At 65.0% G+C, this 20892-nt stretch carries 15 protein-coding genes; 14 read left to right on the top strand and 1 reads right to left on the bottom strand.

The features are described 5' to 3' along the window. Positions 1-9 precede the first annotated feature (9 nt). From ACF07D_RS09415 to ACF07D_RS09390, 6 genes are read left to right on the top strand one after another with little or no spacing between them, the layout of a single operon-like run. Positions 10-1287, top strand: coding sequence for an adenosylhomocysteinase (locus ACF07D_RS09415; RefSeq protein WP_255807960.1), 1278 nt, complete (start codon positions 10-12; stop codon positions 1285-1287). Beyond that, a complete protein-coding gene (locus ACF07D_RS09410) occupies positions 1284-2501 on the top strand; it encodes an adenosylhomocysteinase (protein ID WP_391504730.1) in 1218 nt (405 codons plus the stop codon). Before ACF07D_RS09415 ends, ACF07D_RS09410 begins: the two co-directional genes overlap by 4 nt. A 19-nt stretch (positions 2502-2520) precedes the next feature. After that, positions 2521-3825 carry an extracellular solute-binding protein gene (locus ACF07D_RS09405; protein WP_119284122.1) on the top strand — a complete coding sequence of 435 codons (1305 nt, stop codon included), beginning with the start codon at positions 2521-2523 and terminating at the stop codon, positions 3823-3825. A 22-nt stretch (positions 3826-3847) separates the two neighbouring features. Continuing rightward, entirely contained in the window at positions 3848-4813 is a 966-nt protein-coding gene (locus tag ACF07D_RS09400; protein WP_119284121.1) for a carbohydrate ABC transporter permease, read from the top strand. Further along, complete coding sequence (locus ACF07D_RS09395) at positions 4810-5643, top strand: carbohydrate ABC transporter permease (RefSeq protein WP_391504729.1); 834 nt, start codon at positions 4810-4812, stop codon at positions 5641-5643. Before ACF07D_RS09400 ends, ACF07D_RS09395 begins: the two co-directional genes overlap by 4 nt. Next, positions 5633-6916, top strand: coding sequence for an amidohydrolase family protein (locus ACF07D_RS09390; protein WP_391504728.1), 1284 nt, complete (start codon positions 5633-5635; stop codon positions 6914-6916). The genes ACF07D_RS09395 and ACF07D_RS09390 overlap by 11 nt, the downstream gene beginning before the upstream one ends. A gap of 509 nt (positions 6917-7425) precedes the next feature. Here the strand turns inward: ACF07D_RS09390 and ACF07D_RS09385 are convergent. Continuing rightward, the gene (locus ACF07D_RS09385; protein WP_391504727.1) at positions 7426-10314 is read right to left on the bottom strand and encodes a hypothetical protein; all 2889 of its coding nucleotides are present in this window, start codon (positions 10312-10314) and stop codon (positions 7426-7428) included. 206 nt (positions 10315-10520) lie between these two features. Between ACF07D_RS09385 and ACF07D_RS09380 the strand changes: the two genes are divergently transcribed. The 8 genes from ACF07D_RS09380 to ACF07D_RS09345 all read left to right on the top strand — a co-directional run bounded on the left by ACF07D_RS09380 (position 10521) and on the right by ACF07D_RS09345 (position 20774). After that, complete coding sequence (locus ACF07D_RS09380) at positions 10521-11777, top strand: hypothetical protein (RefSeq protein ID WP_391504726.1); 1257 nt, start codon at positions 10521-10523, stop codon at positions 11775-11777. Next, positions 11767-12861 (top strand): hypothetical protein, encoded by a 1095-nt coding sequence (locus tag ACF07D_RS09375; RefSeq protein WP_391504725.1) that lies wholly within the window; start codon positions 11767-11769, stop codon positions 12859-12861. The genes ACF07D_RS09380 and ACF07D_RS09375 overlap by 11 nt, the downstream gene beginning before the upstream one ends. Before the next feature lie 3 nt (positions 12862-12864). After that, the gene (locus ACF07D_RS09370; protein WP_119284116.1) at positions 12865-13833 is read left to right on the top strand and encodes a tetratricopeptide repeat protein; all 969 of its coding nucleotides are present in this window, start codon (positions 12865-12867) and stop codon (positions 13831-13833) included. 8 nt (positions 13834-13841) lie between these two features. Next, complete coding sequence (locus ACF07D_RS09365) at positions 13842-15032, top strand: cysteine desulfurase family protein (protein ID WP_391504724.1); 1191 nt, start codon at positions 13842-13844, stop codon at positions 15030-15032. 64 nt (positions 15033-15096) lie between these two features. Beyond that, on the top strand, positions 15097-16260 hold the full coding sequence (gene mnmA, locus ACF07D_RS09360; RefSeq protein WP_255807954.1) for a tRNA 2-thiouridine(34) synthase MnmA: 1164 nt from the start codon (positions 15097-15099) through the stop codon (positions 16258-16260). A 105-nt stretch (positions 16261-16365) separates the two neighbouring features. After that, a complete protein-coding gene (ligA, locus tag ACF07D_RS09355) occupies positions 16366-18717 on the top strand; it encodes an NAD-dependent DNA ligase LigA (protein ID WP_391504723.1) in 2352 nt (783 codons plus the stop codon). 477 nt (positions 18718-19194) lie between these two features. Next, positions 19195-19815, top strand: a complete 621-nt coding sequence (locus tag ACF07D_RS09350) for a DNA-3-methyladenine glycosylase I (RefSeq protein WP_391504722.1) — start codon at positions 19195-19197, stop codon at positions 19813-19815. 2 nt (positions 19816-19817) lie between these two features. Further along, positions 19818-20774, top strand: coding sequence for a linear amide C-N hydrolase (locus tag ACF07D_RS09345; protein ID WP_391504721.1), 957 nt, complete (start codon positions 19818-19820; stop codon positions 20772-20774). Positions 20775-20892: the final 118 nt, after the last annotated feature.

Here is a 20892-nt window from a genome sequence, read left to right as displayed (position 1 = left end):
GGGGGACGTATGGCGCAAGAGGCGAATCAGACAGCTGCCGCAGAGGACAGGACCGCTGCGCTCGCACGCGACGGTGCCGCCCGGATTGAGTGGGTGCGCACACACTCGCCCGTTCTCGATGGCTACGTGCGCGAGGCGGTGAACGACGGGTCGCTGCGCGGCAAGCGTGTCGCTGTCGTTGTACACCTCGAAGCGAAGACTGCGTTCCTCGCGACGGTGCTCGCTGACGCGGGTGCCGAGGTCATCGCGGCCGGAAGCAACCCGCGCACGACGGACGCATCCGTCGTTGCTGCGCTCCGCGCACGCGGCATGACTGTAGTCGCAGACGCCGGGGGAGACTACGACAGCTGGGAGCTCGAGCTCAAGGCCGCAGCAGACTGCGAACCGGATTACATCATCGACGATGGGGCCGAGCTCACGATGCGCACCGCGGAGCATCGCCCCGACGTGTTTGCGAAGCTCAAAGGCGTTTCGGAAGAGACAACCACCGGTACGGCGAGGCTGCAGGCAATGGCGGCCGCCGGCAACCTTCCATTCCCGGCGCTCACCGCGAACGACGCACGCTGCAAGCACCTGTTCGATAACCGCTACGCGACAGGCCAGACGACACTGCAGGCGCTCCTGCGCCTCACGAACCGCCAGATTGCAGGCTCGCGCATCGCGGTCGTTGGTTACGGCTACGTCGGCAAGGGACTCGCGCTCTACGCCAAGGCAATGGGTGCGCGAACGTTTGTGACGGAGGTTGACCCCGTCCGCGCGCTTGAGGCTCACACCGATGGGCATACAGTCGGATCCCGCGCGGAGGTGTTCCCAGAGGCCGAAGTCATCATCACAGCCACAGGCGGGATGCGCGCGATCGGCGAGGCAGACATTCAGTACCTCGCGCACGACGTCGTGCTCGGCAACGCAGGGCATCACGACCTTGAAGTCGATACCGAGGCCCTCGAAGCTGCATCTTCTCACGTCTTCGAATCGCGCCCGGGCATCACAAGCTACACCGTCGGGGATCGGGATCTTCACGTGCTCGCCGGTGGCGCGCTCGTCAACATCGCCGGCGGCAGCGGACACCCTGTCGAGGTCATGGACCTGACGTTTGCGGTGCAGGGCCTCGGCGTGCACCACCTTGCGTCGACTGATCTCGAGCCGGGCGTGCACATCCTGCCGAAGGAACTCGACGATTCGATCGCAACGGCAAAGCTCGCGTCGTACGGGATCACCCTGGACGAGCTCCGCGCCGATCAGCGCGACGATCACACCGCACGCATGGAAGAGGGGGGCGCAGCATGATCGACATCACCGGGTCTGGCGCAGAGCGCATTATTTGGGCGGCTCGCAGCATGCCGGTGCTGCGCGCAATCGCGGAGCGTGTGAAGCGCGCCGGGACGCTCGCGGGCGTCCGCGTTGGTGTGAGCCTCGTGCTCGAGCCAAAGACAGCGAACCTTGCGCTCGCGCTCCGGGATGCCGGCGCCGACGTCGCGGTGTACTGCAACGCGTCATCGACGGATCAGCAGGTTGTTGAGGCCTTGCGTGAGCAGGGCTTCCAGGTCTTCGCAGATAGCCGCGCAACTGAAGCTGAGGAGCTCCAGCTTGCACGGGAGTTCCTCGAGACTGGCCTCGACATTCTTATCGACGATGGCGCCTCAGTGACACGACTCGCGCACCGCGAATACCCAGAGCTTGTTGCGAAGATGATCGGCGCAGCTGAGGAGACCACGAGTGGGGTTCGCCCCCTCCGCGTGATGCACGAGGAGGGCGAGCTGAAGCTCCCCGTTATCGCCGTCAACGACTCTGCAGCGAAATATCTCTTCGACAACATCTACGGCACTGGTCAGTCGTGCGTGATGGCGTTCGTTGACATTACGAACCTGCAGCTCGCGGGCCGCCGAGTCGTGGTTGTTGGCTACGGCTGGGTTGGCATGGGAGTTGCGAAGTATGCTGCGGCGCTTGGCGCCCGTGTGATTGTCTCCGAGATTGATCCAATACGGGCTCTGCGTGCACTTCACGACGGCTATGAGGTCACAGCCTTCCGTGAGGCAGCAGTGACGGCCGAGGTGGTGTTCAGCTGCACCGGTCTCGCAGACGCCGTCACAGCCGAACACGTCGAAGCGTTGCCAGAGGGTGCCTTCCTCTGCACCGCCGGCGGAGGCGACTTCGAGATGCCGATGGACTACCTTCGTGGCCTCGGGGACGCACGTCACGTGCGCCACGCGGTCACTGCCTACACGTCGCGCGCGGGCCGGACAGTCAATCTCATCTCCGAAGGAGACTGCCTGAACTGCGCCGACGCCGAGGGAAACCCCATCGAAGTGATGGATCTCTCGCTCTCGCTCCAGGCTCTCGCAGTCGAGCGGCTCGCCGCCGGCGCGAAGGACTGGAAACCGGGAGTCTACGACCTGCCAACCGACATCGAGCAGGAAGTCGCCCGTATTCGTCTCGAGGCTGCAGGCGGCAGCCTCGAATCCCTCACAGATCGGCAGCGCGAAGCCGCGCGTGCCTGGTAAGACAAAGGACCACACACTCATGACATCGACTCGTTCACGCGTGCTCGGCGGGGCCGCTGCCCTCGCTGCAGCGGCAATTGCGCTCACCGGCTGCTCTACCGGGGGCGCGGACACTGCAAACACCCTCACCTTCTCGGAGGTACCGAAGGACGATACCACCCTCAAGGTTTGGACGTTCCTTCCCGACAACTACGAGAACGGCGACAAGGCCTACGACCAGATCATTGACGCGTTCAATGAGCAGTACCCCCAGGTGGAGATCGAGCTCACCACGATGCCCTATGGCACCTACTGGGATCAGCTGCGCAACTCGGGCGTCTCAAAGAGCGGCCCCGACGTCGTGACGATGTACGGCGGCGCGCAGGCGTACAGCTACCGTAATTCGCTCTTCCCGCTGCAAGACGCGATCGACCCCGAGATTGAGGGCGATCTTCGCTACCTCGAGGACAACTACTCGAGCGACGGCAACCTCTACATTCTTCCGACAGGCGCGTACGGCTATGCCTTGCTTGTCAACCAGGATCTGTTCGCGAAGGGTGGCGTCGACCCCCAGAGCATTGCGACCTGGGACGGCCTGATCGGCGCGTGCAAGACGCTCGACTCGAAGGGCATTCTGCCGTTCGCGACGGGTTGGCAGGACGGGATCCTGATGGAGACCCTCATGTACATGATCACGAGCCAGCAGATGGACGCTGACACTCTCGTGAAGTGGACTCAGGGCGAGCTGAAGATGGACGACCCGCTGTTCGGGCAGGCCGTTGACCGCATCCTCGAGATGAATGAGGCAGGCTGCTTCGGCGGCGAGGAAGGCCTCGGTCGCGCAATGTACGACGACGCCTTCAACCAGTACTACGCTGGCGACGCGGCAATGTTCACCACTGGTGGCCTCGCGACCGCCGAGACCGGCTACAACGATCAGCCGAGCACGACAGTCATGCCGCTCCCGCAGGTGCCCGAGTCCAAGTACGACTCGCTCATCGACGCTGGTGCCGAGGCGGGCTGGTCAGTGACCAAGTGGACGAAGTCCCCAGAAGCTGCGAACGCCTTCGTGAACTTCATGGGTGGTGCGACCGCGCAGCAGATCCTCTGGGACGTCGCGAACGTCGTGCCGAACAACAACGCAGTACAGGCTGAGGCCAAGACCCCGATGCAGGAGGCCTTCGTGCCGCTCATCGTGAACGACGAGAACCACACAGGTTTCTCCTCGTACCCGCTTGAGGTGCTCGCGGTCATCGAGCGCAACGCTGGCCCCCTGGTCAGCGGCAAGTTGAGCCGCGACGAATTCCTTGAGCAGGCGATCCGCGCCTTCGACAAGAGCGCCTAAGCTCACCGGGGGAGAGGCGAGAATGACTGCGACGGCCAGCACGGCCCCGAAGGGGCGCGGGCGCTCCAAGAAACACTCCCGCGTACAAGCGGGGCTCGGCGGCGGGCGCTCAGCGCTCCTGCTGCTGCTCCCCGTGATTGTGCTGGAAGCCGCGATCCTCTTCGCGCCTCTCCTCTACATCGCCTACCGATCGTTCTTCAATTGGCAGCCAGGCGGTGTCTCCGAGTTCAACGGGGTCGACAACTACGTTGAACTCTTCTCAGACCCAGCCTTCTGGCAGGTCGTCGGCAACCAATTCTTCTACTTGCTTGGGCTGCCACTGTGGGTGATCGCGCCGCTGCTCGTCGCCTTCATGCTCCGCGAGAAGGTGAAGGGGTCCGGCTTCTTCCGGTCCGTCTACTTCCTGCCGGCGGTCATGTCGCCCGCAGTTGTTGCGCTCGTCTTCCGCGCGCTCCTGTCTGTCGATGGGCCAGTGAACGCGCTGCTTCGCACCGTCGGTCTTGACTCGCTCGCGCGCCCCTGGCTGAGCGATGAAGCGATGGTGAAACCTGTCATCATCCTGCTCGTGCTGTGGGCAGGATTCGGCACCGGCGTGCTCATCTTCTCGTCTGCGCTCAGCGCGATCCCGAAGCACCTGTTTGAGGCCGCCCGCCTCGACGGCGTGGGTTTCTGGGGTGAGTTCTGGCACATCGCAGTCCCCAGCATTCGCAACGCCGTCGTGTTGTGGATGATTTTCCAGGTGATCTCGATCTTCCTGTTCATGTTCTCGTGGGTGTACGTGCTGACGCGTGGCGGCCCCGGGTTGTCAAGCGCGACGATGGACTTCGCGATCTACCAGGAGTTCATGCGCTTCGGGTTCTTCGGCACTGCCGCAGCGCAGTCGGTCGTACTTGTCCTGTTGATTCTTGCGTGCGCCGGTGCCGGCGCGCTTGTAATGCGGCTGCTCGGCCGAGACCGTTCGCGCGGTGGAAAAAAGGTGGCGGCATGAGTAGCCGAGTCAATCGCGGAGTAGGCTTCCGCACGACGGTCGCGGCGCTCATCACCGTGCCGTTCATCGTCCCATTTGTGTTCCTCATCTCGACCGCCGTGCGCGAGCGCAGCGACTATGTCAGCTCTCCCGGCGGGCTGCCGAAGAGCTTCACCCTCGACCACATCGTCGAGTCCTGGCAGGAAGCGGACCTCGGACGTGCGCTCATCAACACCCTCATCATGTGCGTCGTTGCCTGCATTGTCTGCGGCACGACGTCGCTCGCAGGCGGGTACTTCTTCCGCGTAGCGCGGCAGCGCTGGACCGGGCCGCTCAGGCTTCTGCTGGGAGCTGGCTACGCGATCCCAATGGTCGCATGGCTGATCCCAGTGTTCGTCATCGCTGCGCAGGCTGGCTGGACAGGGAACCTGTTCGTCGCGGGCGTCATCAGCGGCGTCTCATCGCTACCGTTCGGGTTCTACTTCGTACACACCTTCCTGCAGCAGTCGCTATCTGACGAGGTCATCGAGGCAACGACGCTCGACGGTGCTGGAGTATTCCGCGCATTCTTCTACGTCGGAATTCCGATGGCGATGCCCGCACTCTCAGCGGTGCTCGCGCTGACATTCGTCTGGAGCTTTGGCGACCTACTGATCGCGTCGACGCTCTTGCAAAGCAACACCGATTCTTACACCCTGACTCTCGCAGCAACGACGCTGACGACCCGTGAAGATATCAATCTCCAGGGTCAAGCAGCCGCGGCGCTCGTCTCACTGCTTCCGACCCTGATCGTATTCGCAGTCGCGCAGAAGGCGCTGAAGCAGGGTTTTGGGGGCGGTAGTGAAAAGTAATCCGACGGTGAACGACTCGATCGTTGGGGCGGAGTGGGTACTGCCGATTGCAGGCGCCGCGATTCGCCACGGAGCTGTCGCGGTCAAGGGCGGCAAGATCGCTTGGGTTGGCAGTATCGATAAGCTTCCAGACGAGTTCTCAGCCTGGCCCGTACACAGGCACCAGGGCGTGCTCACCCCGGGGCTCGTGAACGGCCACACGCACCTGCAATACACCGGCTTCGCCGATCTTGGACGCGGCTCGTACACGAGCTTCGAGCACTGGTCTGAGGAGTTCGAGGTCTTCTACGACGCGGTGAAGGATCCGGCCGAGTGGGGGCGCGCTGCCAGGGAAGGCGCGGCCCTCGCACTCGCGAGCGGAACGACAGCTTTCGCCGAGATCGTCACTGACGAGCCCGCCCGTGGTGTCCTTGCTGAGTTCGGGCTCCAGGGAATCGAGTTCCTTGAGGCGATCGGCGAGACCGAGACCCGCTGGAACGCTGGAGGGCGCGAGGCGTTCAGCGCTTGGCTCGATCAACCCAGCGCCGGCGTCGTCGGAGTCTCACCGCACGCGCCCTACAGCCTCGACGGCGAAGTGATCCGTGAGCTCACCGCGCTCGCCAGGTCCCGCGGCATGCGTATCCACTCGCACGTCGGGGAATCAGCAGTCGAGGCGAGCCTCTACGACTTCGGAAACCGTGACGTGCTCGAGATCTACGGCGACATGCGCGATGAGTTCGCACTGATCCGCAACGGTGGTACTGGGCTGTCGACGGCGAGCTACGCGGCGAGCATCGACCTGCTCGGCCCTGACTCGCACCTCGCCCATGGGATCTACCTTGACCGAGCCGATCGCGACCTGCTGCGTGATTCTGGCACCCGTGTCGCGCTTTGCCCGCGCTCGAACCGCGTTATTGGCCTCGCCGCGGCGCCCGTCGCCGACTACCTTCGCGAGGGGCACGAGGTTGCAGTCGGAACCGACTCGCTGTCGTCTTCGCCCTCGCTTGACCTGCTTGCGGATGTCGCCGCCCTCGCCGAGCTCGCAACTGCACAGGGCTACGCCGACGCCGACCTCTATGAGCGCGTGCTCTACGCTGCAACCGCGGGCGGTGCCGCGGTGCTCGACCGGAGCGACATCGGTGCACTTCGGGAGGGCATGCGGGCCGACCTCGCTGTGTTTGACGTACGCGTCTCCGAGGGCGAAGACCCCCGGGCTGCGCTGGTGACCCGCGGCGAAGGATCGTGCACCCTTACTGTGATCGCAGGAGAGGTGCGGCACGCCCGCGAGGCGTAGTCCTTCGTTACACAAGCCATGCGATCGGCAGTAGCACTGTCAAGAAGTTAAGGTTTCGGCAGATGTTCGGCCGATCCCATACGCAGTGCTTGAGTTTGGAGCTGTGGGCTTGAGCGGGAACGGTGGGTGATGCCCGCCAGACCCTTGCTTGTCGGCGCGGGGGAGCTCGCCTGACGCCCGGCTCATAGCCATGGGATCTGCAGTAGCTATGGCTGGAATGCTGTCTGCGTGGCGTTGCATCTGCCGATGCCAGATGGTGTGAATAAGGGGCGGCCCGAAGTGGTGAGAGCCGTGGACGAGTAGCTTTTCGGCTCCCAGCCCCAGGTCCAGATCGCACTTCAACCCAATGGGATCTGCAGTATCGATGCCGCTCCTGCAGTGTGCCGAGCGTTTCGTGTGCCGATCCCATGCGGTCGGATTGGCAGACGTTCTAGCCGCAGGCAAGCCGCACCCGTCCCAATGCAAAACAGGTGAGCCCGAGCAATCGGACTCACCTGTTTCGGTGCGAGCTAGTTCGCGCTTGGCTGCTGCCCCTGCTCGTCAGCGCCTGCCGATGTAACTGGGCGCTCGACGAAATTCTCTGCGACGTTGTTCATCTTCTGCGCGTTTCCGAGCACCTCGCCGAGGCTCTCGAAGTAGCGAGCGACGGCACCGCGCTCGACCTTGAGCTGGGTCATACGATCCTCGGCTGCAGCGAGTACCTTCGTTGCCCGGTTCTCGGCCTCGACCCAGGTCGTCTGGGCGCGCTGCTCGGCCTCGACAACAATCTGTCCGGCTTTGCTCTCGGCGTCGGCGCGAATCTGCGCGGCTTCCTGCTTCGCCTCGCTGACGAGTCGCTGGTGTTCTTCGCGGGCATCGGTGAGTTGGGACTGCAGCGCGGAGAGCTCTGATCGTGCTGCATCGAGCTGCTGGCGGGTCGTTTCGGCTGCCTCGCGCTGTCTGGTCGACAGCTCGGTCTCGGTGGTTTCGCGCTGGTTCGCGAGTAGCGTTGTCGTTTCGAGTACTTCAGCTTCGAGCGCTTCACGCTTGGCGCGAACCTCGTCATCGGTCTCCGAGCGAAGCTTCGCGAGCTCTGCAGTCTCCGTAGCCCGAAGCTCGGCGAGTTCAGCGATTGTGTCGGCGCGAAGAAGGGCTGTCTCCTCTGCGACTGCAGCGCGCTCGGCCGCAACTTCACGAGCGATCGCAGCCTCGGCCGCCTCGCGCTCGGTCTGCAGGTCGATTGCGTGTTGCTCCGCGGCGGTCGCGAGTTGACGAGCCTGCTCATCGCGTGCTGCCTGCAGCTCAGCGTCGAGTGCCTGGCGCTCGCGGTCGATGCGCATGCCAAGCGCTTCGCGCTCGATTGCAAGCTTCTCGGCTGAGTCGTCACGGTTGATCTGCAGCTTCGTCTCGAAGGCGGCAGTCTCATCAGCGATCCGCTGCTCGTGTGCGGCGAGCTGTGCATGGAGGCGTTCCTGCTGCACAGTCACCTCGTCTGCGAGGGTCGCGTCGTGCGCTGCGCGCTCGTCCGACAGCGCGAGCTCGTGGGCTGCACGGAGCGCGGCAAGCTCGTCGTCGTGGGCTGCGCGTGCGGCAGCGAGCAGTTCCTGCTGCTCGAGCGACTCAGCGTCGACGCGCGCGCGGTGCTGCTCCCACTCGGCGATCAGGCGATCCTGGTGGGAGCCAAGCTCATTTTGGATTCGCTCCTCGTGCGCTGCACGCTCCGCACGGATTCGTGCGTCGTGGCTTTCTCGCTCTTCGGTGATCTGGGCAGTGTGCTGAGCGAGCTCCTGCTCGAGCGCGCTGCGCTGTGCCTCGCGTTCGGCGGCCAGCTGCGTGTCGTGAGCCTCTCGCTCGGCGGCAAGGGTGGTGTCGTGGGCCTCGCGCTCGCCAGCGAGCTGTGAGGCGTGGGCCTCCTGCTCCTCCGCGATGCGCGCGTCGTGTGCCGACAGCTCAGCCTCGAGTCGCTCGGCATGGGCCGCGCTCTCAGCGTTGATTCGCTCCGCGTGCGCGGTGCTCTCAGCGTTGATTCGCTCCGCGTGCGCGGTGCTCTCGGTCGCAATGCGCTCCTCGTGAGCCTGTGCCTCGGTGGTGATGCGCTCGTCGTGCGTGGCGCGCTCTGCGGCGAGTGCGTCGGTGTGCTGCTCGAGCTCGCGGGCGAGCTGGGTGTCGTGCTCGACGCGTTCGCGTGCGATGCGTTCCTCGTGGGCCGAACGCTCTTCGGTGATGCTCTGGTCGTGGTCGGCGCGCTCTGCTGCGAGCTGCGCATCGAACGTTTCGCGCTCACGGCCTTGGAGCGTCGCGAACTGGGCGGCTGCACGCTCGCGCTCTCGTTCGGCCTGCGCGGCAAGCGTGGAGATCTCGGCGTGGTGTTCTTCGAGCTCGCGTGCAACACGCTGGGCGAGTTCTTCGCGTTCCTGCGTGATGCGGGCGTCGTGCTGCGCGCGTTCACCGGCGATCGCCCGCTCGTGCTGCTCGCGTTCCTCTTGCAGCTCAGCGTCGTGGGTGGCGCGCTCCTGGGCGATGCGCTCTCGGAGCGACTCGACCTCGGTTGCGTGTGCCCGCCGCTGGGCGTCGATCTCGCTCGTGAGCTTGCGTTCGAGTTCTGTGTAGTTTGATTCGAGTGCCGCCTCGTCGGCCTGGCGCTTCGCCTCGAACTCGGTGCGGTTGCGGGTTGTTTCATGCTCGAGCCGCGCGCGCTCAGCCTGCGCCTCCCGCTCGTACTCCTCCTTCTGACGCGCGAAGCTCGCGGCGGCAGTCTCGGTCTCAGCGCGAAGGGCGGCGGCGGCCTCACGAGCTTCGGTGAGGAGACGCGTCGCTTCGGCCTCGCCCTGTGCGATCCGGGCGCGAGCGTCACGGTCTGAGCTTTCGAGGAGCGCCTCGACCTGGAGCTTCGCGTTTGTGAGCGTTTGTTCGGCGGAGGTGCGCGCCTCGGTAATGAGGCGTTCGCGCTCAGCGTTAAGGTCGTGGCCCTGACGCGCGGCGTCGGTGCGCGCGCTCTGGATCATGATCTCAGCCTGCTCGTTGGCTGAGCTCAGCAGCTCATCTGCGCGGGTCTGTGCCTGGGCGAGCAACCGCGAACTCTCAGCTTCGCTCGACTTGCGAAGCTTGTCCGCGTCAAGGTCGGCCTGAGCCATGAGGCGCTGCGCGTGCTGCTCGGCGTACTGCAGGCTCTTCTCCACCCGGAGGCCGAGGCCTGAATAGCCGGAGGCCCCGAGCTCTGCGACTTGGCCCTGGAGATCTGCGATGAGCTGACGCTGCTCCTGCTCGGCGCGAACCGACTGCTGGTGCGCGGCCTGCAGCGATTCAAGGTGCGACTGGAGCGTGCCGATGTGGCCGCTCAGTGCCCGGACACGCTCGTCGACCTCCTCGCGCTTATAGCCGCGGAATGCAGGAGTAAACTGCTGAGCTGAGTCGGTCACGAAGCCTCCGGTGAGATGATCTGGCGAGCGCCACTGTGCGTCGGCGCTGCCCGGCTGTAAGCGGATATCACCATGATAGTCGCTCACACGTGTGGTGCATTATTTGCGACCTGCCCAGCGCTCACCCCGGAAGCTCGGGTACCGTTATACGGTTGATACATGCCGCGAACCTGCGCGGCAACCGAACAGACCTCTGGAGGAACTCGGTGAGATATGTCCTAGCCATCGTGGCGTTGGCGATTTCGGGGGTGTTGTTGCTGCTTGGAATAGGCCAACGTACGTTCCTTGCGGGCCCTTCCGAGATCGTCTACCCGATCACCGCCGAGACCGACGCGCCATACGCGGTGCTCGATGTTTCTGAGCTTGCGAAGGTCGAAGGCCAGGCGAACGTCGTCATGCGAGGCAGCGCTGCCTTCTCCGCGCTCGCGAATACGCGGGATGCAGACGCCTGGCTCGAGCCGTTCGACCACGTGGAACTCACCGTTGATCCAGCCACGAAGGCGATCGTCAGCAGCCCGGTTGCTGGCAAGGCGCCGACTGGTGACGCACTCGCAGTCGATGATGAGGGCAACGCTGTTCCAATCGACCCGCGCGGCAGCGACCTGTGGCTGCAGGAGCGTTCGGGCGAGGAAGGCGTCTCGCGTATGGCTGTCGAGCCAGGCGGACAGCAGTCGATCATTATCGCCGGCTCGGGCGCAGAACCGCTTCCGAAGGGAACGGCGCTCGTGTGGGTTCAGGATCGCGCGACCCCGTGGGCCGGCCCGCTGCTCGCTGCCGGCGGCCTCTTTGCAATCATTGGTGCGGTGCTGTACCTCATTGCGTTTGACCGCGACAAGCGCGCGCTTGGCCCTCGCCGTGGCCGTTCGGGCCCGCTGCTCGGAGTCCGCAATGTGCTTACGGGTTCAGGCAAGCGCGGTAAGGGCGAGGTTGAGGCCGCGCCGCGCCGCGGGAGCAACGAGAACACTCCTGAGCTTGCTGCCGGCGCTGCAGCTGGTGTTGCTGCGGGTGTAGTTGCAGCCGGTGCTGGCGCCGACGAGACTGCCGACGCCGCGACTGTGGCTACCGAGAGCCTCGACGCTGATGGCGTCGCAACGGATTCAGAGGAGATCGTGACGGCAGAGGTCATCGCGGAGGATCAGGATCAGGATCAGGATCAGGATCAGGCGCCAAACGAGGACGCCGAGCCTGCCGATGTCTCCGATGCCGTCGAGGAGGACGTGATCGACGCTGACGTGGTCGACGCTGACGTGGTCGATGCCGATGTGGTCGATGCCGACGATCTCGACGGAGACGCGAGTGACACGGACGATGCCGCTGCCGACGTGAGCGGTTCGGACGAGGCCGCTGCCGACGTGAGCGATTCGGACGAGGCCGCTGCCGACGAACTTGCAGACACGGGGACGGGCGGCGACAGCGTCGGGGGAGACGACGCTGCACTGAAGGGGGACGCTGATGCGGAATAGGACACGACGCCATGCCTCAACTCGGGTGCTGCTTGCCGGGCTCGGACTGACCGCAGCGCTGGCGGTGTCTGGATGTTCAGCCAACTACTGGCCGGATTTTCAGCCAACGCCCGAGGCGACCGCGGAGGGCGACACCCCTGAGCAGAACGGTCTTGCGCCGGTTCCGGTCTCTGAAGCCCAGACGCAGAAGATTATCGACAGGGTCGCGAGCGCCGCGGAGAAGGGCGACGCGAGCCTGAACCCTGACGATATTGCGGCACGGTTCAAGGGCGACGCGCTTGCCCAGCGCACCGCGAACTACAAGATCCGCAGCGAGGTGAGCGACTACGGCTCGGTTCCGGCGACGATCACCAACGAGATGCTCGGCTACAGGCTCGTGCAGAGCACCGAGGTGTGGCCGCGCACGATGTTCGTCACCGTTGCCTCTGAGGCCGGCACCGACGCAGACGGCAACGTGACCGACGCGCCGTCGCTCGCGCTCATCCTTACCCAGCGTGTGCCGCAGGCCGACTTCAGGGTTTCGAGGGTGATCTCGCTTCGAGGCGGTATCGATATGCCGAAGGCCGCCCCCGCGGAAGAAGGCACCGCGCTGCTGTCAGATGACATCGAGAGTCTCGTATTGAAGCCTGCCGATGTCGGAACCGCATACGCGGCCATTCTGCAGGGCGGAGCCGAAGTTGCCGAGGCCGCCCCGTTCGACCTCACGGATGATCCGCTGCTCGGCCACTACGGCAAGGCATGGGTCGACGACGCGAAGGCGAAGTCCGACGCGGAGGACAAGACTCAGAAGTACTCCGTGAGCGTCGCTCAGGGGGAGGAACCGATCGTCAGCTTCTCGACAGGCGCCGGCGGTGCGCTTATCGCGACGACAGTCATCGAGTCGCAAGTTGTTGATTCTGACGGTGGCCGCTACAAGCCGCAGGCCGAGGGCGCCGTGAGCGCTCTCTCTGGGCTGAAGGGGCAGCAGGACAAGATCGTGCGTCGTGTCGCACACCAGCTACTCTTCTTTGTCCCGAGCAAGGAAGACGGATCACAGATCAAGCTCCTCGGCGTGACGAGTGAGCTTGTGGGAGCAGGGAAGTAACTCATGGCCAGCGAAATGCCACAGCGGATCCCCGCCGGGGGAGTCGACCTCAGCCACCTCGCACAGCGTGGAGCAGCTCAGGCTGCTGCTCAGGCACCCGTACCTGGCGGGCCTGCCCAGCCAGGCGGGGCGCAAACCGTCGACGTGCCAGCGCTCGTGCTCGACGTCACCGATGCAGCCTTTGGGCAGGTCGCGCCGCTCTCGGCCGTCGTACCGATTGTCTTTGACCTGTGGGCCGAGTGGAGCGAACCGAGCAAGGCGCTGAGCCCGATCCTCGAGAAGGTGACCCGCGAGCTTGACGGCCGCGTGCTGCTCGCTCGCGTTGACGTCGACGCGAATCCCGGCCTCGCGCAAGCATTCCAGGCGCAGTCGATCCCGACAGTTGTCGCGATGATTGCCGAGCGGCCGGTGCCGCTGTTTCAGGGACCAGTGCCCGAGCAGGAAGTTCGTGAGTTCTTTGTGCGTTTGATTCAGCTCGCCGAGGAGAACGGCGTTGCCGGACGCGTGAACGCCCCAGATAGTGAGGGTGAGCAGCCTGAGGGACCTGCCGAGCCGCAGGTTCCCGAGGCGCACCTCGCTGCGTTCGAGGCCGCGGAGCGCGGGGACTTCGACACCGCTGTTCGCGAGTGGGAAGCGGTGCTACAGAAGTCACCAGCCGACTCCGACGCGAAGGCCGCGCTCGCGCAGTCGAAGCTGCTGCAGCGTTTGCAGGGGCACACGCTTGAAGACATCCGTGCAGAGGCGGCTGCAAAGCCTGGGGATCTCGACGCGCAGATGCTCGTCGCAGATCTTGACCTTTCTGGCGGACACATCGAGGATTCGTTCCTCAGACTGCTCGACCTCTTCTCCTCTGCAGACGACGATGCGCGCACGCTCATCCGCGGCCGCCTGCTCGAGCTTTTTGAGGTCGTTGGGGTTGCTGACCCGCGCGTCATCGCAGCGCGGGGCCGGCTCGCCAACCTGTTGTACTAGGGGACGTGGTGACTGGCCTGGCCTACCTCGACCACGCCGCGACGTCGCCGATGAGCGTCGGCGTGCTCGACGCCTACACCCGCGCCCTGCGGGAGGTCGGCAACCCTGCTTCGACGCACGGCCACGGGCAGCGGGCACTCGAGGTGCTCGAGGGCGCGCGTGAGCGGATCGCTGCCGCGGTCGGCTGCGACACTGCCGAGCTCGTGCTGACGGGCGGCGGAACCGAGTCGATCAACCTCGCGCTGAAGGGGGCCTACTGGGCCAGGCAGCGCGGCGGTTCACGGCCGGTGATCCTCGTCGCTGACGGCGAGCATCACGCGACGATCGAGGCTGCGGAATGGCTGCGCGACACGCAGGGAGCCGAGCTGCGTTGGCTCCCACTCGATCCCTCAGGCAAGCTTGCCCCTGCAACCCTCCGGGACGCGCTCGGCGCTGTCGGCGCGGAACGAGTCGCGCTCATCTCCTTCCTGTGGGCGAACAACGAGATTGGCACGGTGCAGGACGTCGCTGCCCTGTGCGCGGTTGCGAGCGAGGCCGGTGTCCCGGTTCACGTTGATGCCGTCGCCGCACTCGGCCAGGTTGCACTTGACTTTTCTGCGGTAGGCGCCGATTTCCTCAGTGTCTCTGCGCACAAGATCGGTGGCCCGGTTGGCGTTGGTGCACTCGTCGTCGGTAGGCGCTCGACGCTCGAGCCGCTATTTCATGGCGGCTCGCAGCAGCGAAGCCGCTCCGGCACTCAGGACGTCGCGGGGGCGGTGGGGTTCGCGGCGGCGCTCGACGAGGTACTTGAGGCAGGCGGCAACGTACCGGATCCGGATCACGTCGCGCACCTCGCAGGCTTGCGCGACAAGCTCGTCACGGGCATTGTTGCGGCTGACCCGACGGCTGTGTACCGTGGCACGCAGGGGGTAGCAGAGCGCCTCCCAGGGAACGCGCATTTCACCTTCCCAGGTTGCCAGGGTGACTCTCTCGTGTTCCTGCTCGATGCTGCCGGAATCTCAGTGTCCGTCGGGTCTGCGTGTCGAGCTGGCGTGGCAGAAACATCGCACGTGCTGCTCGCGATTGGACTGCCGGAGACGGATGCCGCGGGAGCCCTCAGGTTCACCCTTGGTGCCGCGAGTACCGAGGCCGAGATTGACGCGCTCCTCGAGGCGCTGCCCGCGGCGCTCGAACGGGCCCGCGCCGCGGGTCTGAGCTGACCCCGCGTTGGGTGAATCCTCCAGCCGACCTGCGAGCGCGGCGAGAAACGATTAAGCTGCTCTGGTGAAGATTTTGGCAGCTATGAGTGGTGGGGTCGACTCCGCCGTCGCCGCTGCGCGCGCGGTGGATGCCGGGCACGAGGTCGTTGGTGTGCACCTGGCGCTGAGCAGGATGCCCGGAACGCTGCGCACTGGCTCGCGCGGGTGCTGCACGATCGAGGACGCGATGGACGCGCGTCGCGTCGCAAACCTGCTTGATATTCCGTTTTACGTGTGGGACTTCAGCGAGCGCTTTAAGGCCGACGTCGTCGACGATTTCGTTGCTGAGTATGCGGCGGGGCGCACCCCGAACCCGTGCATGCGCTGCAACGAGAAGATCAAGTTTGCTGCGCTGCTCGACAAGGCGATCGCGCTCGGATTCGACGCAGTCGCGACAGGGCACTACGCGACCCTGATCACGGGCGCTGACGGGCCCGAGCTGCACCGCGCGAGCGCCTGGGCGAAGGATCAGTCGTACGTGCTCGGCGTGCTCACCGGACCGCAGCTCGAGAAGTGCTACTTCCCGCTCGGGGACACGCCGTCGAAGGCGCTCATCCGCGAGGAAGCCGCAGACCGGGGCATCCAGATCGCGCAGAAGCCTGACAGTCACGACATCTGCTTCATTCCGGACGGCGACACTCGCGGGTGGCTGTCGGAGCACCTCAAGCGTGAACCCGGCGAGATCCTTGACGAATCGGGTGCGGTTGTCGGCACCCACGATGGCGCACACGGCTACACGATTGGCCAGCGCAGGGGGCTCCAGCTCGGGGCGCCTGCGGCGGATGGAAACCCGCGGTACGTGCTGTCGATCCGCCCGGTCTCCAACCAGGTCGTAGTTGGTCCGAAGGAGATGCTCGACATCTCTCGGATCGCAGGCGGGCGCTTCACGTGGGCCGGCGACCCAGGTCTCGACCTCACTGAGACGTTTGACTGCGACGTGCAGATCCGCGCCCACGCTGATCCGGTGCCCGCGAGGGCTCGCGTCGTGCCGATCGCTGAAGAGGAGCGGACGGAACATCACCGCGCAGACGCGACCCACGAGGTCGTCGTCGACATCAACCTTGAGCAGACCGAGCCGCTCTCTGGCGTTGCCCCTGGTCAGACTGCGGTGCTGTACCGCGGCACTCGGGTGCTCGGCCAGTTCACTGTCGATCGAGCGGTATCGGCGCGGCAGCACGTCGCGGCGTAGTCGATCCTGAGCGGCGCTCCCACGAGCATGCGCGCGGGCGCTCCGTGACGGCTCGCCCGTGCGATTGCTCCGGTGAATGTCTGCGGTGAATCGTAGACTGGATGCGTGACTGAATCACCTGCCATCCCGAGCGATTTTGAAGCCGCGCGCGCCGAGAGCGAGGCTCTCACCGCCGACATTGAGCGATACCGCACCGCGTACCATTCGCAGGGCGTGAGCCTCGTGTCCGACGCGGAGTACGACGTGCTGTTTCGTCGGCTTGAGGCCATTGAACGCGCGTTTCCTGAGCTCGCCGGGCAAGACAGCCCAACGCAAGAGGTCGGCGCGGCGCTCGTGTCTGCCGGGTTCCCCGAGCACGAGCATGCCGAGCGGTTGCTGAGCCTCGATAATGTGTTCTCTCTCGAGGAATTTCGCGAGTGGGCAGGGAAGGCGCGAACGGCTGCAGGCCGCGAAGTACGCTGGCTCTCCGAGCTGAAGATTGACGGGCTCGCGATCAGCCTCGCTTATCGCGATGGTGTGCTCGAGACCGCGACGACGCGCGGCGACGGCCGGGTAGGCGAGAACATCACCGAAAACGTTGATTTCATCCCCGCGATTCCGCGAACCCTTTCGGGCGAGGGCATCCCCGAGTTCTTCGAGGCCCGCGGCGAAGTATTCCTGCGTCGGGAAGACTTCGAGTGGCTGAATGAACGACAGCACCAGTTGCAGGCCGCCTTCGCCGACGAGCAGCGGGCCCGCGGCGTCGCTGAAGACCGGATCACGATCCGCTACCCCGAGTTTGCGAACGCCCGGAACACCGCGGCGGGTAGCCTCAGACAACGTGCCGACAAGAAAACAGCGGCCGAACTCGACCTCATGCGCGAGCGACTGGGGCGGCTTTCCCTGTACGTACACGGAATCGGTGCCTGGGCGCACCCCTCGTTCGAAAGCCAGTCTGACGCGTACGCGCTCCTTGCTGGTTGGGGGCTGCCAGTCTCTCCGCACTCGCGTGTCTTTGAAACAGTCGACGAAGTCGCGGAATTCATTGAGGACCGCGGCGTGCATCGCCACGACATCGATCACGAGATCGACGGCATCGTCGTGAAGATTGACGAGTTCGCGCTCCACGCAGAGCTCGGGGAGACGAGCCGGGCGCCGCGGTGGGCGATCGCGTACAAGTACCCGCCGGAAGAGGTGCACACGAAGCTGCTTGACATCCGGGTCGGGGTCGGCCGCACAGGCCGGGCCACGCCGTACGCGGTGATGGAGCCCGTGAAAGTCGCGGGCTCGACAGTCAGCCAGGCGACACTTCACAACCAGGATGTCGTGCGCGCGAAAGGTGTGCTGATCGGCGACACGGTCATCCTGCGAAAAGCGGGCGACGTGATCCCAGAGATCCTCGGGGCCGTCATCGAACGCCGCGACGGCAGCGAGGTCGAATGGCAGATGCCGACAGCGTGCCCGGAGTGCGGCACCACGTTGCGGGCGATGAAAGAGGGCGACATTGACTTGCGGTGCCCGAACGCCCGCGCCTGCCCAGCTCAGGTGCGAGGCAGAGTCGAACACATCGGATCACGCGGCGCGCTCGATGTTGAAGTGCTCGGGGAGATCACCGCAGCTGCTCTCACGCAGCCGGAGATTCCCGCCGAGCCGCCACTCGAAACCGAGGCCGGCCTCTTTGACCTCACCCTTGAGGAGCTCGTGCCGATCGTCGTGATTGTGCGAGACGCAGAGACTGGCGAGCCCGTTCTTGAAGACGGGACAGGGGAGCCGCGTCGCCGCAGGCCTTTCCAAAGGGTCGAACGTACGTACCCGCCCGGCTGGGAAGACAAGACCCCCGCAGAACGGCGTGCCGCTGGGATTCGTAAGGACTTCGACCGTACCCTGCCGTCGAAAGACGCCGAGACATTCCTCGCCGAGCTCGAGCGCGCAAAGACGAAACCTCTCTGGCGCCTCATCGTGTCGCTGAACATTCGCCATGTTGGCCCTGTCGCTGCTCGCGCCCTTGCGGACTGGTTCGGCTCGCTCGACGCAATCCGCGCAGCCTCCGCCGATGAACTCGCTGAGGTTGACGGTGTCGGTGGGATCATCGCAGAGTCACTGCTCGCCTGGTTCGAGGTCGACTGGCATGTTGACATCGTCGATCGATGGGCCGCCGCGGGCGTGCAGTGGTCGACGCCAGGCCACGCTGGTCCCGGCGCCGCTCAGAGCGCGGAGGGCGTGCTCTCGGGGCTGACTGTTGTGGCGACCGGTTCGCTCGACGGGTTCACCCGAGACGGTGCGAAAGAAGCAATCATCCAGGCGGGGGGCAAGGCAGCCTCGAGCGTTTCGAAGAAGACAGACTATGTCGCAGCTGGGCCCGGCGCAGGTTCGAAGCTCGCAAAAGCGGAAGAGCTCGGCATTCCGGTGCTCGACGCGGCAGGCTTCGCAATCCTCGTGACCCAGGGCCCCGCGGGGCTGCCCGAGACCGCGGAGTAGGTCGAAGCCGCATTTCTGGGTGGGGCTTGGCCTGCTGAATCATTGACCGCGCGGGCTGGGAAGATGCGCGCGTGCTTTGGCGTCGGGGCTGGGCTGGGCTGGGCTGGTGGGCTGGTGGGCTGGTGGGCTGGTGGGCTGGCTGGCGCTGGTGGGCTGGCTGGCTGGCGCTGGTGGGTTGGCTGGCTGGCGCTGCTGGGCTGGGCTGTCTGGTTGCTCCGCGCGCCCACTTCACCCGGCACGGCGCCGCCGCCCTCCTGCGCCGCAGGCATTTCGCACCAAGCCATGGGATCTGCGATTCGTATGACGTGTACACGCGTGAGAGGCATGTCTTTTGCAGATCCCGGGGGTATCGGCAGCGATGTGGCGGTCGCCCCAGAGAGTTATCCACATATTTGACCCTGGCCCGAATTGATCACCCCAGCGCGGTTACGCTTGGTGCACCCAACAACGGCGAGTCCCGAACAGAGAGGAACACCCATGACAGACACCGAGGCCGCACCTACTCGCGCTGCCTGGGCGTTGCAGGCCCCCGTGCTCACCGAGTACTACGACACCGAGTGGGGGATGCCCGTGCGCGACGAGCGGGGAGTCTTTGAGCGGCTCACGCTCGAAGCGTTCCAGTCAGGGCTTTCCTGGCTGACTATCCTGCGCAAACGCGAGAACTTCCGGGCTGCGTTTCAGGGCTTTGACCTCGCGACGATCGCCGAGTACTCCGACGCAGATATTGAGCGTCTGCTGGCCGATGAGGGCATCATTCGCAACCGGGCAAAGATCGAAGCAACGATCTCAAACGCCAAAGCCGTGCTCGCGCTGAATGCGGCGGGTGAATCGCTGAGTGAACTCGTGTGGAGCCACACCCCAGCGCTCTCGCCTGTTCCCGAGACCGACGCCGAGGTGCCAACGACGTCGCCTGAATCAGAGGCGCTTGCAAAGGCATTGAAGAAGCGGGGATTTCGTTTCGTCGGCCCGACAACGATGTACGCCCTGATGAGCGCGATTGGTGTCGTCGATGTGCACCTGGTATCGAGTCATAGGCGCGGGTGCTCGGGATTGTGGAATATCGATGGCACTCCAGTGAAGTCCCGCGCTAGTGTGTGACCATGTGCACACGCTTTCTGTGGTCCTCGGCAGGTACACCTGGCGCCGGTAACGTGCTCGTCGGGCGCAGCATGGATTGGTTCGAGGACACTCGAACGGTCCTCGCTATCCGTCCGCGAGGGGCGACTCGCGAGAGCGCGCCGGGCGATCCCGGTTCGTTTGAGTGGACGTCAGAGTACGGCAGTGTCGTCTGCTTAATGTACGGCGAGATCGCGGTTGACGGCCTGAACGAGGCAGGCTTTCAGGTGAGTGGGCTCTACCTCGCAGAGTCCGACTATGGCGAGCGTGACACGTCGCGACCTGGTCTCGCGCTTGCCCACGCGATACAGTCCATGCTCGACCGCTTCGCTGACGTCGCGACTGCAGTGACGTGGCTCACCGAGAGCAATGTGCAGATCATTCCGCTCGACATTGGCGGCAAGCCCGGCACCGGCCACATCGCGCTCGCAGATCGCAGCGGGGACTCAGCCATCATCGAGTTCATTGACGGCGAGACCACCGTGCACCACGGTAGCGCCTACACCGTGATGGCGAACTCGCCAGTCTACGCCGAGCAGCTCCAACTTGAGCGGCGGTTCGCGGGCCTCGGTGGGAACGAGCCACTTCCGGGTGGTACCGACTCACCAGACCGCTTCGCCCGCGCAGCGTTCTATTCGGCCAGGCTGCCGAACACCGAAGATGAGCGGGAGGCCTCCGCATACGTGTTCAGCGTCATCCGAAACGCATCAGCGCCGTTTGGCACTGCCGATCCTGTGCGACCGAACGTGTCAACGACGCGCTGGCGCACTGTCGCCGACATGACCGCGAGCCGGTTCTTCTTCGAGTCGACGAGCAGTCCAAACGTGGTCTGGGTAAAGCTCGACAAAGTCGACCTCTCGGAGGGGCCCGAACTCAGGTTCGACCCGCAGGCAACCATGGCTGCCAGTGGGCTCGTGAACGAAGAGTTCGCCGCAGCCTAGGGGCAGCGGCCGAACCAGGCTCGGACGAGCCTCGCCCCCGACACCACGTGCTCGACTCGTGGTGCACGGCTCCGAACGTGGCTGCCAGACGAGCTGCCGCTCGCTAGACTGGACAGGT

Origin of the sequence: Leucobacter sp. NPDC015123 (assembly GCF_043080205.1) — a bacterium.
Taxonomy (GTDB): domain Bacteria; phylum Actinomycetota; class Actinomycetes; order Actinomycetales; family Microbacteriaceae; genus Leucobacter; species Leucobacter aridicollis_A.
This window is presented reverse-complemented; position numbering and strand designations above follow the sequence as displayed.

Excerpts from the sequence above, each read along its gene's own strand:
- ACF07D_RS09415 (WP_255807960.1), top strand. The coding sequence starts at position 10 with ATGGCGCAAGAGGCGAATCAGACAGCTGCCGCAGAGGACAGGACCGCT.
- ACF07D_RS09410 (WP_391504730.1), top strand. The coding sequence starts at position 1,284 with ATGATCGACATCACCGGGTCTGGCGCAGAGCGCATTATTTGGGCGGCT.
- ACF07D_RS09405 (WP_119284122.1), top strand. The coding sequence starts at position 2,521 with ATGACATCGACTCGTTCACGCGTGCTCGGCGGGGCCGCTGCCCTCGCT.
- ACF07D_RS09400 (WP_119284121.1), top strand. The coding sequence starts at position 3,848 with ATGACTGCGACGGCCAGCACGGCCCCGAAGGGGCGCGGGCGCTCCAAG.
- ACF07D_RS09395 (WP_391504729.1), top strand. The coding sequence starts at position 4,810 with ATGAGTAGCCGAGTCAATCGCGGAGTAGGCTTCCGCACGACGGTCGCG.
- ACF07D_RS09375 (WP_391504725.1), top strand. The coding sequence starts at position 11,767 with ATGCGGAATAGGACACGACGCCATGCCTCAACTCGGGTGCTGCTTGCC.
- ACF07D_RS09370 (WP_119284116.1), top strand. The coding sequence starts at position 12,865 with ATGGCCAGCGAAATGCCACAGCGGATCCCCGCCGGGGGAGTCGACCTC.
- ACF07D_RS09350 (WP_391504722.1), top strand. The coding sequence starts at position 19,195 with ATGACAGACACCGAGGCCGCACCTACTCGCGCTGCCTGGGCGTTGCAG.
- ACF07D_RS09345 (WP_391504721.1), top strand. The coding sequence starts at position 19,818 with ATGTGCACACGCTTTCTGTGGTCCTCGGCAGGTACACCTGGCGCCGGT.